16 protein-coding genes are annotated in these 15,259 nt (G+C 65.4%); 5 read left to right on the forward strand and 11 right to left on the reverse strand.

Going from position 1 to position 15,259, the window contains the following annotated elements:
* Nucleotides 1-134: 134 nt before the first annotated feature.
* The 11 genes from F3S47_RS17805 to F3S47_RS17855 form a co-directional block, all read right to left on the reverse strand.
* A complete protein-coding gene (locus F3S47_RS17805) occupies nucleotides 135-1,853 on the reverse strand; it encodes a proton-conducting transporter transmembrane domain-containing protein (protein WP_150446659.1) in 1,719 nt (572 codons plus the stop codon).
* A complete protein-coding gene (locus F3S47_RS17810) occupies nucleotides 1,850-3,322 on the reverse strand; it encodes a complex I subunit 5 family protein (RefSeq protein ID WP_150446660.1) in 1,473 nt (490 codons plus the stop codon). The genes F3S47_RS17805 and F3S47_RS17810 overlap by 4 nt, the downstream gene beginning before the upstream one ends.
* A complete protein-coding gene (locus tag F3S47_RS17815; RefSeq protein WP_150446661.1) occupies nucleotides 3,319-4,752 on the reverse strand; it encodes a complex I subunit 5 family protein in 1,434 nt (477 codons plus the stop codon). The genes F3S47_RS17810 and F3S47_RS17815 overlap by 4 nt, the downstream gene beginning before the upstream one ends.
* Nucleotides 4,745-5,017, reverse strand: a complete 273-nt coding sequence (locus F3S47_RS17820) for an NADH-quinone oxidoreductase subunit K (protein ID WP_150446662.1) — start codon at nucleotides 5,015-5,017, stop codon at nucleotides 4,745-4,747. Before F3S47_RS17820 ends, F3S47_RS17815 begins: the two co-directional genes overlap by 8 nt.
* Entirely contained in the window at nucleotides 5,014-5,913 is a 900-nt protein-coding gene (gene mbhE, locus F3S47_RS17825; protein WP_150446663.1) for a hydrogen gas-evolving membrane-bound hydrogenase subunit E, read from the reverse strand. Before mbhE ends, F3S47_RS17820 begins: the two co-directional genes overlap by 4 nt.
* Nucleotides 5,910-6,200 carry a cation:proton antiporter gene (locus F3S47_RS17830; RefSeq protein WP_150446664.1) on the reverse strand — a complete coding sequence of 97 codons (291 nt, stop codon included), beginning with the start codon at nucleotides 6,198-6,200 and terminating at the stop codon, nucleotides 5,910-5,912. Before F3S47_RS17830 ends, mbhE begins: the two co-directional genes overlap by 4 nt.
* Nucleotides 6,197-6,448 (reverse strand): monovalent cation/H+ antiporter complex subunit F, encoded by a 252-nt coding sequence (locus tag F3S47_RS17835; protein ID WP_150446665.1) that lies wholly within the window; start codon nucleotides 6,446-6,448, stop codon nucleotides 6,197-6,199. The genes F3S47_RS17830 and F3S47_RS17835 overlap by 4 nt, the downstream gene beginning before the upstream one ends.
* Nucleotides 6,445-7,017: a Na+/H+ antiporter subunit E gene (locus tag F3S47_RS17840; protein ID WP_150446666.1), complete on the reverse strand. Its 573-nt coding sequence runs from the start codon at nucleotides 7,015-7,017 to the stop codon at nucleotides 6,445-6,447. The genes F3S47_RS17835 and F3S47_RS17840 overlap by 4 nt, the downstream gene beginning before the upstream one ends.
* Before the next feature lie 268 nt (nucleotides 7,018-7,285).
* A complete protein-coding gene (locus F3S47_RS17845; protein WP_150446667.1) occupies nucleotides 7,286-7,663 on the reverse strand; it encodes a hypothetical protein in 378 nt (125 codons plus the stop codon).
* Between the two features lie 156 nt (nucleotides 7,664-7,819).
* Nucleotides 7,820-8,611, reverse strand: a complete 792-nt coding sequence (locus tag F3S47_RS17850) for an anti-sigma factor family protein (protein ID WP_150446668.1) — start codon at nucleotides 8,609-8,611, stop codon at nucleotides 7,820-7,822.
* Between the two features lie 11 nt (nucleotides 8,612-8,622).
* Complete coding sequence (locus tag F3S47_RS17855) at nucleotides 8,623-9,132, reverse strand: sigma-70 family RNA polymerase sigma factor (protein WP_150446669.1); 510 nt, start codon at nucleotides 9,130-9,132, stop codon at nucleotides 8,623-8,625.
* A gap of 153 nt (nucleotides 9,133-9,285) precedes the next feature.
* Between F3S47_RS17855 and F3S47_RS17860 the strand changes: the two genes are divergently transcribed.
* The 5 genes from F3S47_RS17860 (at nucleotide 9,286) to F3S47_RS17880 (ending at nucleotide 15,142) form a co-directional block, all read left to right on the forward strand.
* Nucleotides 9,286-10,302, forward strand: a complete 1,017-nt coding sequence (locus F3S47_RS17860) for a DUF2333 family protein (RefSeq protein WP_223877875.1) — start codon at nucleotides 9,286-9,288, stop codon at nucleotides 10,300-10,302.
* 31 nt (nucleotides 10,303-10,333) lie between these two features.
* Nucleotides 10,334-10,687, forward strand: coding sequence for a hypothetical protein (locus F3S47_RS17865; protein WP_150446670.1), 354 nt, complete (start codon nucleotides 10,334-10,336; stop codon nucleotides 10,685-10,687).
* 179 nt (nucleotides 10,688-10,866) lie between these two features.
* A complete protein-coding gene (locus F3S47_RS17870; RefSeq protein WP_223877876.1) occupies nucleotides 10,867-12,285 on the forward strand; it encodes a dynamin family protein in 1,419 nt (472 codons plus the stop codon).
* A gap of 108 nt (nucleotides 12,286-12,393) precedes the next feature.
* A complete protein-coding gene (locus F3S47_RS17875; RefSeq protein WP_150446671.1) occupies nucleotides 12,394-12,687 on the forward strand; it encodes an anti-sigma factor family protein in 294 nt (97 codons plus the stop codon).
* Nucleotides 12,688-12,832: 145 nt separating this feature from the next.
* Complete coding sequence (locus F3S47_RS17880) at nucleotides 12,833-15,142, forward strand: ATP-dependent nuclease (RefSeq protein ID WP_150446672.1); 2,310 nt, start codon at nucleotides 12,833-12,835, stop codon at nucleotides 15,140-15,142.
* Nucleotides 15,143-15,259: the final 117 nt, after the last annotated feature.

Below are 15,259 nucleotides of genomic sequence, written 5' to 3' on the forward strand. Positions count from 1 at the left end.
CTCGCGCTGAGCAGTTGCAGTTTACCGAGGGTTGTGGCCGCCGAGAGTAGCGACGGCCAATCGGGCTCTCAAGGAGAGACGAGCGTACAGGTTCGGTGTTCATGACCGCATCAGGAAACGGAAACCGGACGATCTCATCTAATCGGCTCTTTTACGGTCGCAGCGTTCCTCGCATCCAAGGCGGAAACCGTCTGCGGGGTCGGCGCCGACCACGCCATGCCGAGTGCGAGCACCGCGGCCATCGACAGCATGGCGAGGGCGCCGTATTCTGGCCGTCTAGGTCGCATCGGCCGCCTGCGAATGGTGAGGGCGCGCCCGCGTCGGGGTGGAGGTCGAAGCGCGAGGAGCGGCTCGGGTCGTGCGGCCTGCTCTAGCAGACCCAGGATCTCTCCAGGCCGAGCGGGGAGGAGTTGCCAGCGTCCATAGCGCGCCGCAGCCAGCCCGGCGAGCGTCGCCACGATTGCGATGCCGATCGGAACGACGTCGGCCAGCGTGGGCGTGGACTGCTCGGGTACGTCCGCTGGAACTATGGCAAGGCCGACGATGACCAGCCCGAGCATTCCGAGCCAGGGGAGCAGGACGTCGCGAGGCGTCGCGGGTCGGGCCCCGGCCCGCGCTAGCAGATAGAGTGCCCGCGCCATCAGGAGGGCGGTCCCGAGACTCGCTATGAAAAGGGCCGCCCCCAGCCAGACACCCCATCCGTCCGCCGCGCCACCAAGGGCGGATTTCAATGTGTCCTTCGCAATGAAACCACTGGTCGCGGGCAGCCCGGCCAGTGCGAGGGCCGGCAGCGCCAAGAGCGACAGGACGACGATCCGCGTCACGGTCGTTGCGCTCGCCCAGACCGCCGGGACGCCGAGAAACAGCGCCGCCTTGGCGAACCCGTGATTTGCCGCCAGCAGGATGATCGCCACCGACAGCGCTGGCCAGGCTCCTGGCGTGGCCAGTGCCGCCGCGAGCCCAAGTGCCATGAGGCTCATCTGCCCGATACTGGAATAGGCTAGAACCGCCTTAGCGTCCCCCTGCACGAACCCGAGCACAGGAGCCAGAACGATGCCAGAAAGTGCCATTGCCGCAAGCGCAGCGGCTAGCGCAGGCAACGGCTCGAGCCCAAGTGGAAGAAAAGCAATCAGACCGAAAAGGCCCGCCTTCAGCATCGACCCTGAGAGCACCGCGCTTGCCGGCGCAGGCGCCGCTGCGTGAGCGAGCGGTAGCCAGAGGTGCAGCGGAACAGCGCCCAGTTTGACCAGGAGGCCCCCGGTCATGAGCCAAAGGGCGGCAGTCGGCACCTCTGGTGAGCGTATGGCTTCCATCGAAGTGTCCTCGACGGCGAAGCTGGCGACCGAAAGTCCGGCGAAAAGCGCGATCTCGCCCGCGATCGCAAACACAATGTAGACTCGGCCAGCGAAGACTTGGGCCGCCCCCCCGCCGTGAAGGATGAGTCCCCAGGAGGCGAGGCTCATCATCGTGAAGAAGGCATAGAATGTGATGACGTCGCCTGCGGTCAGGAGGCCGATGTTTCCGGTCATGGCCAGTAGGAAGAACGCCGCAAGCCGGTCGATCGCGGGGTCCATTGCCAACAGACGCATCGCCTGCCAACCAGCCAACGCCCATAGCAGCGCCGTGAGGGCCAGAAAGACACTGGCCGTATCGGTCAGTGTGAACACCGTCCCCAGCAGCAGCCAATCCAAAAAGACGGGCTCCGGGGCCGGATCAGCCAGCGCCACCGCAAGGGCCGGCAATGGCACGACGGCAATCAACGCTCGAGCTGCCGGACGAAGAGGAGGCGCGAGGAATGCAAGCAGCAAGGCCAAAGGTGCCGCCGTCGCGATCCATAGCGGGACATCAATCATAGGTACTCCAGCGAAACGATGAAGCGGGTCCAGCCGAGGGGGCTAAACGGAGCGTTGGCCAACAGACCGGCGACGAGCACGAGCGTCGCCGTAGCGGCTGGAGGGACTGCGAGCATCCAGCCGATCCGTCGCTTCTCCGGAAGCTCTTCTTCCGGCTGCAAGAACCAAACTCGATAGAGGATCGGTAAAAAGTATGCTGCGTTCAGCAGGCTTGAGCCAGCCAGTAGCGCGATCACTGCGGGCAGGTTCGCGTCGAGGGCGCCCGCGCCGAGGTACCACTTGCTCACGAACCCGGCGAGTGGCGGGATGCCGATCATGCCGAGAGATCCGACTGTGAACGCGAGGGTTGCGCCGGGCATCATCCGTCCCAAACCATTCATCGCGCGAATATTCTTGACCCCGCGGCCCTCGGCGAAATTGCCTGCCGCGAGAAAGAGCGTGATCTTCATGATCCCCTGATGGATCAGGTGCGCGAGCCCGCCGATGGCGGCGACCGGAGAGATGAGCGCCACGCCGAGCGTGATGTAGCTGACCTGGCTCACCGTCGAATAGGCGAGCCGCTTCTTCAGGTCGTCCTGCGTCAAGGCCCGGATCGAGCCCCAGAGGATCGTGAAAGCCGCGAGCGCGGCGAGCGGCGCCGCGAGGCCCAGGACCTGCACGGTCTCCACGCCGTAGACGTCGTAGACTACCCGCATGATGCCGAACGCGCCGGCCTTCACGACCGCGACCGCGTGCAGAAGCGCGCTAACGGGGGCCGGGGCGACCATCGAGATCGGCAGCCAACCATGAAGCGGAACGAGCGCCGCCTTCACGCCGACCCCCGCGATGAGAAGCGCGAAGATAACGGACAGCGCCAGCGGGTGTGTTTGGGGCAGCTCGCCCAGGACCCCGCGCGGCATGAACGGAACGTCACCGGCAAGCGAATACAGCCAAACGGTTCCGAGCGTGAGGGCGAGCCCGCCGCCGAGGGTATAGGTGAGATAGACCCGCCCTGCCCTGTGCGCCTCGGCGGAGCCACGATGGACGACCAGCGGCCACGTCGCCAGCGTCAGCAGCTCGAAGAACACCAGGAAGGTGAAGAGGTTCGCCGCCATCGCGATCCCGACCGTCGAGGCGACGCACAGGCTGAAGAAGCCGAAGAACCTGCTTCGGTCGGTTCCGCCCTCGAGGTAGCCGACGGCATAGATGGTCGTCAGGAACCACAGGACCGCCGAGAGTGCCAGGAAGAGGACCGCGAGCGCGTCAGCCTGGAGAGCAAGCGTCAGGCCCGGCGCGATCGTGAGCGACACGGAGAATTCCCCGCCATTCGCGACTGCGATGGAAATCCAGGCGACGAGCGCGACCTTGATGGCAGCAGCCGTCAGGTTCACCCAGGTGCGGCACCGGCTCCAGTGATCGGGCATCGCCAGGATCACAGGGGCGATCCCCAGTGAGGTGGCCAGGATGGCGAGCGGCAGAAGCTCGTTCATGCGGGTGTCAGCTCCAGAAGGGCAACGGGGATGGAAGAGGCGAGGCCGAGCGCAAGCGCGCCGGTCGCGAGGCCGAGCGCGGCGGCGTCGCCTGAGCGCCACTCGGGTCGTCGCGCGCCGGGCGCGACATGCGGCCCACCACGCAGGCAGCGCGACACGACGCGTGCCAGGTAGGCGGCGGAGAGGACGGTGCCGATCAGGATCAGTCCGACCCACAACCAGGCGCCGTCATCGATGAGGCCCTCCATGAGGATCCACTTCCCGATGAACCCCGCGGTCGGCGGCAGCCCCACAAGGCTGATCGCGGCGATCGCGAAGGCGAACTCCGCAGCGCCGGGCCGCAGATCTTCCCTGTTCAGGCCCGAGATCCTGTCGTGCCCCAGCTCTTCCGCGATCCGGCCTGCGGCGAGGAACATCGCGGCCTTGGCCAGCGCGTGCGACAGGATCAGCAGCACGGCGGCCTTCCAGAGCATGCCGTCGCCCGCGACACCGATCGCCACGGCGATCAGACCGATCTGCGCGACCGTCGAGTGAGCGACGAGCAACTTCAGCCTTTCGGCGCGCAGGGCGTTCCAGCCCCCCCAGAACATCGCCCCCGCCCCTGCCGCGCCAAGAAGGGCTCGTAACGGCGCGGCGTCCGCTCCGCCTTCAAGCGAGACACGCAGCAGGACGTAGAGAGCGGTCTTGACCACCAGTGCGGACAGCAGCGCGCTCGCCGAGGGGACCGCACTGGAATGGGCCGCCGGCATCCAGAAATGGAGCGGAAAGAGCGCTCCTTTGATGGCCAGTCCGGCAACGATCAGCGCCAGGGCGATGCGGCCCTGCATCGTCGCGACCAAAGATGGAATGATGTCGAGATCCACCTGTCCGACGGCGGCATAGGCGATCGCGATGCCCAGCAGGACCATGAGACTGCCCACGAGCCCGGCGATCAGGTAGTCGAAGGCGGCCGCGGTCGCGGAGCGGCTGCCCGAGAGCGCCGTGAGCCCGACGGCTGTGAGTCCGAGGATCTCGAAAGCGACGTAGAGGTTGAAAAGGTCCCCCGAAAGGAAGAGCGCGTTCATCGCACCCAGCGTCATCAGCCAGAGTGGCCAGAACCAGCGCCGGGTTTGGGCGAGCCTGGCCGGCCCGGCGTCCATAGGCGACCGCCCCATCGCGTGAACGGCCACCCCGAGCCCCACGAAGGCGGTCATGAGCAGCATGACCACGGCAAGACCGTCGACGACCAACGGAATGCCGAGAGGCGAGGACCAGCCGCCGATCGCGGTGGTCGCCGGTCCCTCGCGCAGGACGCCGCCGGCGATGAGAACTGCTGCAGCGGCGTTCAGGGCCGTCGCGCCAATGCCGATGGGCGCCGACAGGCGCGCATGCAGGGCCGCCGCTAGGGCGGCAAGGAACGGCAGGGATAGGAGGACGAGGGTCTCAGTCACCGCGCGGCCCCAACGTTTCCGCGAGCGCCAGCAAAGCCGCGGTCACGGCGACGAGGACGACGATCCCCGTAAGCACGAAGGCTTGGGGCACCGCGTCGGCCCCGCCGGGGCCGTGAGCGGCCGCCAGCAGGATCATCGCGATCCCGACCGCCAGGACGTTGAGGGCCAAAACCCGACGCAACGGGTCCGACGAGGTCGTCAGCCGCCAGAGAGCGAGCGCGCCGAGCCCGGCGCCTGTCGCGAGATAGACGAGATCAGGTGTCATGATCGAGAATGCCGAGAAAGTCCGAGGAAGAGAAGGACGAGCGTCGCGGCGATCGAGAGCGTGAGTCCTGCCTCGATCGCGATGATCCAGGCCTTCGCCACGTCGGGCGGGAATTGCAGGAAGCCGCCCGTCAGAACTTGTGCGGCCGAGGCCGCGATCACGAAAATTGCAAGTCCCGAGAGCCCCACAACGCGGGCGATATCTACCGCGCGTCCCGCGGTCGGCACGTGACCGGACATGACGAGGACGAGCCCGGCACCTGCGAGTACCGCCCCCGCCTGGAAGGCGCCGCCCGGATCGCTTGACCCCAGCCAGAGCAGGTGACCAGAAACCAGGACCAGCAAAGGCACGACGATCCGCGCGCAGGGCAGCATCATCTCGCCCAGGCGGTCGAAGCGGATGCGTGCCGTGCCGACCGAGGCGACGAGCATCAGCGCGACGCTCAGGACGGCGATCTCGAGAAGGGTATCCCAGGCCCGAAAGTTGAGCAGTACGGCCGTGACGGGGTTGGTCACGCCACTCTCGCTCAGACGCTCGGCGACGAGCGACTGATAGGAGCTGATCCCTCGGGAGCTCGCGACGGCCCAGGCTAGGGTCGCCGCGAGGGCGGCTGACAAGATGGCCGCGCTCCCGAGCACGGGCCAGCCGACCGACCGAGGGCGGACGGGGCCAAGCCGCCGGGCACTGCGCAGCAGGAGCGCCCCGGTCAGGCCGGCGCCGATCGCGGCCTCGGCCAACGCGACATCGGGCGCTCCCAGCCTGACCCAGGACAGCGCAACGAGGAGCCCGGCGACCATGAATGCAGCGATTGCCGCCGTCCGCTCGCGGACGGCCAGTGCAGCGGCCGCACACCCGAGAATTCCGATGGCTAGCAAGATGTCGAACACGGCCGTCACGTCTCGGTGTCCTTCAATCGTGCGCGGGCGATGAGATGCCCCGTGGTTGCACCGCTCACCGCAACGAGCAGTACGCAGAGCAGCAGGACAACGGCATCAGACAGCGAGGCCGTCAGGCACGTGGCACCGAGGGCCACCAGCGCGACCCCCGCGGTATCGGCCTTGGTCAGCGCGTGCAGGCGCGACATGAGATCGGGGAATTGCCACAGGCCGAGGGCTGCGATGAGGAGAAACCAGAGCCCCGCGGCGATCAGAACAAGACCGGGCACCATCAGGAGATTGGTCATGACTTGGCTGCCCCCAGGGCGACGAAGGCGATGCCGGTCACCGCCGCCAAGCCCGCGAAGACCAGAGCGATGGAATAGAACGAGGATGTGGAGGTTGCCGCCCCCATAAGAACCAGCGTCGAGATCACACCGGTTCCGGCAAGCTGCGCCGCGGCGATGCGGTCAGCGGCGGAGGGACCGACGAGGAGCCGGGGAAGTGTCAGCAGTGTCGCGATCAGTGCCGCGACGGCGAAGGAATCCAGGATCATGTCACGTCCTTCATGGCATACAGGTCGAACAGGTCGGCGATGCGACGCTCCAGGGCGGCCAGCTCGGACCGAGCGTCGCCGCCGGCATCAAGCGCGTGGACGACCAACAGGTCCCCCTCGAGGGAGGCCGTCAGCGTGCCCGGCATCAACGTGATCGAGAGCGCGAAGAGACGTCGGGGTCGTCCGTCCGGAAGTGTGGTCCGGTAGCGCAGGAGGCCCGGATGAAGACTTGCCGGCCGAAGGCTGCGACGGCTGACGTCGAGCGCGCCGCGCAGGATGCCCCAGGCGCCGAAGGCCGCGAACTGCACGGCCCCCGAGATGGACAGCCGCGGCGGTTTCGACGCCGGCAGCAGCATCGTCGCCACACCGCCGAGAAGGGCCGTCGGGGCGCCGATGACCCAACTCGCAGGCTCCGCCCAATGCAGCGCGGCCCACGTTCCGGCCAGCGCCCCCGTCGTCAGAAGTGCGCCCCGGAGCCGGCCGGTATCGGTCCTCTTGACGGAGGGCACTGCCTGGTCCGGCCCAGACTGGGCGGCTGGGTCCACGGCAAATTCGCGACGAGCGTTCATCGAAACTCCCCCGGCAGCGTCGTCTGGCGCTGATGAAAGGTTCCGACATCGCAACCGGCTGCCGTCGGTTGCCAGAGGGGCCCGGATCCCCGGCCTCGGTAGAGACCTTTGTGCGGCAGGTTCCTGCGTCCCTGCCCTTTCGTTTCAATTACGTCTCAGCCTACGGATTCATCCGCGGCCGAAACGAAAAATGGGCCGGTCGAAACCGGCCCAAAGTCGCGGGACATTCGATAAGGCAGTGAGCAGACAGTCCCGCGGTGCAGGCAGATCAGCGTTCAGCAGCGGCAGCGCCGGTCTCCGGAGCATCGTGACGGGTCCCGGCGGGCATCGAAGAATGTCTCAGCCCCGCCGCGAACGCGAACGCGCCGATGACCGGAAGGGCCCACGCGCCGCCCGCGGGCATCTGCCAGGCGAAGACGGGCACGATCACCGCCAGGGCACCCGCGCCGGACAGCAGCAAGCCGTCACCGTCGCCGGGTCGCCAGATCGACTTGGCGGCGATGGCGGCGATCATTAGGCCCATCAGGTGGGCGGCGATGGCCTTTTCGGGCGTCAGCGATACGACGAAAGGCAGCAGAACGGCGACGGCACCGACGACAATCGTGGCAGCCAGAACGCGTTGGTCGGGGTGAATCAGGCGGGTCATCCTTGTCTCCTGTTGCTGGCGGCAAAGGCCCCATCGCCCTGACACCGCACTCATGTCAGAAAAACGTCGCAGGTCCTCATTTCATCCGGCCTGCCACGAAAAAGCCGCCCGGCGGATCGCCGGGCGGTTCGGTCCACTACGTATTCTGGCAATGAATCAGATATTGGAGGCGAGAGTTGTCACGATATCCTGCAATTCCGGTCGGTCGGAGCTGCCGACAAGCGCGAAATCGAGGTTCGGCGTGCTCCAGTAACCGACGGAACGGCCCGGATAATCCACCACCTGCAGCGGCGAGAGCGGTCGGTCATCGGGGTGGCGCGCCAGCGTCAGGGAGTATCGTGCGCCCCCGTCGCCCTCGTAGATGAACTGCGCCAGGGGTCCTTCCTTCGTCCCCAGGAGCCGGGCACCAACCAGCGTCAGCTCGTAGCGGCCCAGATCCGGCGCCGCGACCGGGACGCCGATCTTCGTCGAGAACCATTCCGTCGCGCTGTCGATCGAGGCTGGGGTGAACTCTGCCGGCCGATCGAGGTCCTCGGCAAAGACCTGGTGTGCGCCGACCGCTTCCGAAACGTATTCGGGCACACCCTGCGTCGGCGGGGTCCAGTTCGCGTGACCCCACCAGCCGACCGCCACAAAGGCGCAGGCGGCCGCAAGCTGGACGGCGCCGCGAAGGACAGGCGCGAGAACGGTGCCGCGATCGGGCCGGGTCCGGTTGTAGAGCGCATTAGCCAGACGGCGCTCGAGGCGCGCGGTCTTCAGGTTCGGCGGCGTTTTCGCCGAGATAGAAGCGAGGGCATAGGCGACGTCGTCCTTCTGACGAGCAAACGTCTCCAGCTGCGCCAAGGCCTCCGGGTCGTCCTCGAGGCGTGCTTCAATCTGGGCGGCTTCTTCCGGTCCAAGTTCGCCGTCGAGATAGGCGTTCACATCGAGTGTGTCGGAAGGTCTCATCGGGTCTCTCCTTACACGACCAGCTTCAGCTTGGTCGTCTTCATCCCGCCCACGATCTTCCGCAGGGCTTCTCGCCCGCGTCCGAGACGGCTGTAAAAGGTGCCGAGCGGCACATCTAGTGTCCGCGCAGCCTCGGCGTAGCTCATCTCCTTTAAGGCGACGAGCACGATGGGCAGACGCTGGGCTTCGGGAAGTTGTTCGAGCGCGTCGAGCACTTGCTGCAACTCGATGCGCCGGGTGGGGTCGGTGTCCTCCACCGGCTCAGGGATCATCAGCTTCGCGTCCTCGCGCACCCTGGCGCGCCGCCTGTCGCTGACATGGGTGTTGTGCAGGATGCGAAACAGCCAGACCCGCATATCGGACCCCGGCTGCCAGCTGTCGGCGGCAGCGATGGCCTTGGTCAACGTCTCCTGCACCAGATCCTCGGCCGCGTCGCGGTCACGTGTCAGGACGAGCGCATAGCGCCGCAGGCTGGTTACGTATTCCGACAATCGGCGCTCGAGCTGCGCGCGTGCTTCCATGGTATCTCCCTTTCCTTTGAAAAGACATACGCGCGGAGCGCCGACTTCATCCTTCGCTGACTGAAAAAGTTTCGTGACCACCGATCCCGGGCTTGAGCGGATGAAACCGCCCCTCGGAGCGTAATCCTCGTGAACAACGGGGAAACCGAACCAGTGACCATCACGATCGCAAATCCCGACGAACCTGCCGGCCATCTGTCGAAGAACAGCGGATACGGCCGGGCCGCCTCGGAAAAGGACCGGCCGAAGCAACGTGGCCTCAGCCGCCGCCTGCTGAAACTGACTACCGCGACCGCAATCGTGGCGGTGATAGCAAATTTCACCGTACTCGCGCCCCTCACCCACGAGATCGACGACAATCCGGAGTTTCGCGCGGCGAACGTCCCGGAGAACGCAAGCGCGGCCGTTGCCACGGCCGCCTCCCTGATCGACCGCGAGGTCAACGCCAACGGGTGGACGCCGAACGATCCATTCTTCGCGCCCTCCGCGGTGCTCGATAACATGCCAAACTACCAGTCCGGCATCACCAAGGCGGTGGGCCGCTTCAGCTTCGAGCTTCTGGACCAGATCGCCCGCACGCGCGGATCCTCGAGCGCCGACCCCGACCTCGAGCGGGCTACCGGCTTTCTGCAGTTTCCGCCCGACATCTGGGTATGGGAGCCCTCAAGTTCCATCCTGCCGACGGTGCCGTCGGAGACCCAGTACCGGCAAGGGCTGGAGGCGCTCGAGCGCTATAACGCGCGCCTCTCGGCTGGGGACGCCGTGTTCGAACGGCGCGCGGACACGCTGGCCGGCGCCCTCTCGAGGATCGCGGCCGATCTCGGATCGCAGACCGCGCAACTGGAGCGGGCCCAACGGTCCGGCTGGTGGATCTTCAGCCGGACCGCCGACGACGTCTTCTACCAGAACAAGGGGATGCTCTACGGCTACTACGTGACCCTCGCCGCGCTCGGCGAGGACTTCGAACCGATCATCCGCGAGCGGAACCTGTCGACGGTCTGGGGGCAGGCTCTGGACAGCCTGCGCCAGGGCTCGCAGCTCAGCCCGATCATCGTTCTGAATGGCGATCGCGACAGGTCGATCTTCGCCAACCACCTGGCTTTGCAGGGTTTCTACATGAAACGCGCCATCCTGCAGCTGGAAGAAGCGGTCAGCGTCCTGGCCATCTGAATTGCAAATCAAGTCACAGGAGGACACGTCAATGCTCACCCGTCTCATTCGCGCCGTCATACCCGCCCGGCTGCGACCCACCTTCGAAGAGCGCATCGCCGACGTGCGCGCCCGCTTCGAGGAACGTCAAATGACCCGCGACATCGGCGGGATCATGGGAGCACTAGACCGGCTCTCCGATCGGCAGCTGCAGCTGATAGGGTCACATCGGCAGGAGCTCTACGACTTCGTGTCGGATCTGATGGACCGGGCCGCCGAGCAGCGCCGGATCGGCGACGAGATCATCGAGATCCTCGAGGCGTCCGAACGGAGGGCCCAAACGGTCACACCGGCCGTCTCGGACGACACGGGGGCGGACCTTCCTGCCAACACGAAGGCGGCCTGACCAAGGGACCAAGCGCGGCCGCAGATCCGGGCCGGAGGAGTCGGACGCCCCGACGCCGCATGCAGGTTCGGAGAGCAGACCGCTCGCCGGCCCGTGTTATCCCTCCTCGTCTCGATCTGGTTCCAGCCGGTCTGCCAGCTCTAACATCGACTGCCAAAGGAAAGATAAGGAACACTCTCGTGCAGCACGCCACCGAGGATTTCGCCGACACGATCCGTGACTTCTACGACGATCCGCTCGATCCGATTTCCCAGCAGTTTATGTTTCGCAGGCCACCGACAATCGGAGAACTTCGCCGGCCGCCGCAGGTCCTGCTGCTTGGGAACCATTCGTCGGGCAAGTCAACGTTCATAAATTACCTTCTGGGATCAGACGTGCAAAAGACCGGCGTCGCGCCCACCGACGACAGCTTCACTATAATTACCTGGGGAGACGATCGGGCGGACAGGGACGGCCCGGCCGTTGTGAGCAATCCCGACCTTCCCTACGAAGGGTTGCGGCATTTCGGGGACCAGCTTGTCAGTCACATCCGGCTGAAGCAGCGGCCGGTCGACCTTCTGCATTCGGTGACGCTCATCGACAGTCCGGGAATGATCGACGAGGCCAAGCCGGAGGGGGGACGAGGTTACGACTTTCCCGGTGCGGTGCGTTGGTTCGCCGAACGCGCCGATCTTGTGGTCGTATTTTTTGATCCCGACAAACCGGGAACCACGGGTGAGACCCTGCAAGTGTTCCGGGACTCTCTCAGCGGCATCGACCACAAGCTGCTGATCGTCCTCAACAAGATGGACCAGTTCCAGAACCTGCACGACTTCGCCCGCGCCTACGGTGCGCTGTGCTGGAACCTCGGCAAGATTACGCTGCGCAAGGATCTTCCGCTGATCTACAACACTTATGTTCCGATCGTCGGCAATTCCGGGTCGAGGCTGCCGTTGCAGGACTTTGATGAGGCGCGCGAAAGCCTCGTCGACGAGCTGCAAAATGCGCCCGCGCGCCGGTTGGACAATCTCATCACGCAGATGCAGTCCTTTGCAGAGCGCCTACGCCTGCACGCCTTCGTCATCAATAATTTGGCGCGAGGATTCCGCCGAGTACAGATGCAGTGGAGGACGGCACAGTTGATGTTGCTCGCGGCCGCCTGCGTGACGGCTGCCATGGCCGGCCTTCTGATCGCGCTTCCCGGTCTCCTCGCGGTTTTCGCCCTTCTCGCCCTCGTCGTCGAGAAGGCCGTTCTGCCCCGCGAGAAAAGCAAGCGTATCGACCGGATGGACGAGGCATTCGAGCGGATCCACGAAAGAGAATTGCTCATGCGCGACCGCGATATGGACCTGCGCGCCCTCTGGGCCGAGGTGAAACCCCATGCGCGCGAGGTCGCTCAGAGATGCGGGCTGGAGACTTTCACGGCATTGGCCTGGGCGGACCGAGAAAAACTCAATGAGCTCATCGAGGTCGAGATTCCGCACCTGCGCAGTGAGCTCTATGGATCGTTCGGCGCCCCGGACGACCTCTCCGGGGACGCGCCCCCTCAGCTGCGCGAGGTGCCGATGGCACCGACGCTCGAGGCCGATGAGACTGGCGCCCAGCGCCTGGCCGTCTGATCCGGCGTCCGCAGGTCGGGAACGGCCAGGCAACGGATCGACATTCGGCGGTGCTGGCAGCAATGGCTCCAAAGGCAAGAACGACGAAACCGGTTCAAGGCTGCAAGCATGATGCAGACCCATCATTGCGAGATTGACTTCTACATCGACGGCGAACTCGGCCCGGACGACGCCTCCGCGGTCGAGACGGAGCTCACGTTCAGCCATGCGGCCCGGACGCGGTTCGACGAATTGTGGCGTCAGAAGGACATGCTCATTCGGGCGCTCGAAGCGCTCGACACGCCCTCCCCGGCGAACCGTCAGACCGCTCGGCTCCAGGCGAATCTGGCCCGCGCCATCGCCCCTCGGATCTCGACGTCAGAGAGTTCGCCTCTGGCGTCTCTGCCCCCCGATCTCCACTGATACATCCGCCAGTCCCGCCCGCGACGCGGGATGAAAACGCCCCCTCGCGCGTTCTTCAATCAAGGGCGGGCCTAGAAGGGACAGATCGAGCCCGGACGCCGCCTGCGTCGGATCGGCATGTCACACGAACTGGGAGAGAGGAATTATGCATCAATCGAAGGTTTTCGCGCCGGCTCTGGCCGTCAATGAAGCAGACAAGGCCGAGCGTGAAGGCCGCCGGGAGTTCAGGTTGCGTCGGTACCGCGTCACGAACTTCAGATCTGTCACCGATTCCGGCTACATGACACTCGACGATGTAACGGCTCTGATTGGCGTCAACGAGTCCGGCAAGACGAACCTTCTTCTGCCGCTCTGGAAGCTGAACCCCGCGGGCGACGGAGAGATCGATCCGATTTCCGACTTCCCCAAGGCGCTCTTCGGCACGATCCGGAAGGCGCCCGAAGCCTTTCACTTCATCACCGCCGAATTTGAGACCGGCGCGGCGTCTGAAGAGCTCGCGGGTCTTGCACATGTTCCCAGGGAGGCGGCCGAGGTCGTCTCGGTCAGCCGAAGCTATGACGGAAGCCACCTTGTCAGCTTCCCCCTTCACAGGCCCCGCGAGACGGATGACCGCGCGGAGGTCCTTGCGGAGGTGGAGGCCACCCTGGCGCGTCTCCGATCGATCGGCTCTGCCGATGGCGACCGCCTGAGAGAGGCCTTGGACGTGCTCGGGGACCTGCAGGCCGAACTCGCTGGCTCGGAACCGCTGACCGCGAACGACCTGATCCGCATGCGGAACCGTGTCGGCGCGCTGTTGCCGGAAGAGGCGCAAGAGGTCGCAACGGACGAGCCCGCCAAGGAAGCGGCCGGCGAGGCTCCGCAAGCTTCGGATACTGTGGACCCGTTTCTCGCGGAGGAACTCGACACGCTTCGCAAGAAACTCGGCGGGCGCATGGCACGGCTGCTGGCTCCCGATCCCGGCCAGATCGACGCGGTGCGCTCCTTCGTGCTCTCGCGGATGCCGGTATTCGTCTACTATTCGAACTACGGCAATCTCGATTCCGAGATCTACCTGCCGCACGTCGTCGAGAACATGGAGCGGTCCGACCTCGGCGCCAAGGAGGCGTCGAAGGCCCGCACGTTGCGCGTTCTGTTCGGCTTCGTGGGCCTCGAGGCCTCGGAGATCCTGCAGCTCGGCCGCGATTTTCGGGACATCCAGGAGCAAGCGGCAGCGGACGCCGCAGCCCGCGAGGGCAAGACCGGCGCCCTGCGAAAGTGGCTGGACCGCTCCCGGACACCAGAGCCCGATGCCTCGATCCTGCAGGAGATCGCCGAAGCGAAGCGCACGCGATCCATCCTGCTCCAATCGGCTAGCACGAAGCTGACAGAGAATTTCGGCGAGTGGTGGAAACAGGGGGATTACCGGTTCCGGTTCGAGGCTGACGGCAACCATTTCAGGATATGGGTCGCGGACGCACGCCGGCCCCAGGAGGTCGAGCTCGAGAACCGATCGACGGGCCTGCAGTGGTTCCTGAGCTTCTTCCTGGTCTTCCTGCACGAAAGCCAGGGCGCTCATCGGAACGCCATCCTGCTGCTCGACGAGCCGGGTCACTCGCTTCACCCGCTCGCGCAACGCGATCTGTCGCTTTTTTTCGAAGGGCTCGCAGCGAAAAACCAGATCATCTACACGACGCATTCGCCGTTCCTCGTCGGTGCGGATCGGCTGGAGCGCGCTCGAAAGGTCTTTGTCGACCGCGACGGCTCGACGCGTGTGTCGGGGGATCTCGGCCGTGACGAGGGAACCGACACAAAGCGCGGCGCAAGCTTTGCTGTGCGGGCGGCCCTCAGTGTCGCCGTCGCGGACGCCATGCTCCTCGGTTCGACGCCAGTCCTCGTCAGAAGCACAACCGAACAGATCTACCTTTCGGCCATCAAGACCATTCTCATTCGCGAGGGCCGCCTGCGGCCTTCCCGAGACGTGGTCTTCGCTCCGTCAGCAGCACCGGAGATCATCCAGACCATGGTGCAACTGATCGCGGGAGATGCATCAGCCCCGCCAGCCACTGTCGTTGACAGCAAGTCGATCTGCCGAGGCGACACGAACAGAGAGTCCGCTGTCGCCAGCGCTTGTAATCGCTCAATCACCTTCGAGGAGATCACCGGGCTCCGCGGTGCACGGGTCGAGGATCTCTTCGGCACCGATTTTCTGGCCCCGCTCGTGGACCGGATCGAACGCCGCCCTGATCGTCTCTTCGTCGATGTCGTGAAGCGCGGTGTGCCCTTCACGCAGCAGGTGGAAGCTTGGGCCGTCGCTCAGGGTATTTCGATGCGCCCGGACTGGCGGAGGGACCTCGCGCTGCGGGCCAAGTCGCGCCTTTTGGAGCAGGATTGCAGGGCGATACCGTCGAAGACGTTGGGTAAATGGGAGAGTCTAATCTCCCACGTGATCGCACCCACCATGTCCGAAGCGGCCTAGGGTCAGGATCCATTGATCGTCGCTGTACGGCGTGATTCACGGCTCTGAAAACGGAGCGGTGACATGAGCGATCTTTTCTGGCTGAGCGACGAGCAGATGGCCAAGCTCGCCCCTTTC

Origin of the sequence: Histidinibacterium aquaticum, from assembly GCF_008710275.1 — a bacterium.
Lineage (GTDB): Bacteria > Pseudomonadota > Alphaproteobacteria > Rhodobacterales > Rhodobacteraceae > Oceanicola > Oceanicola aquaticus.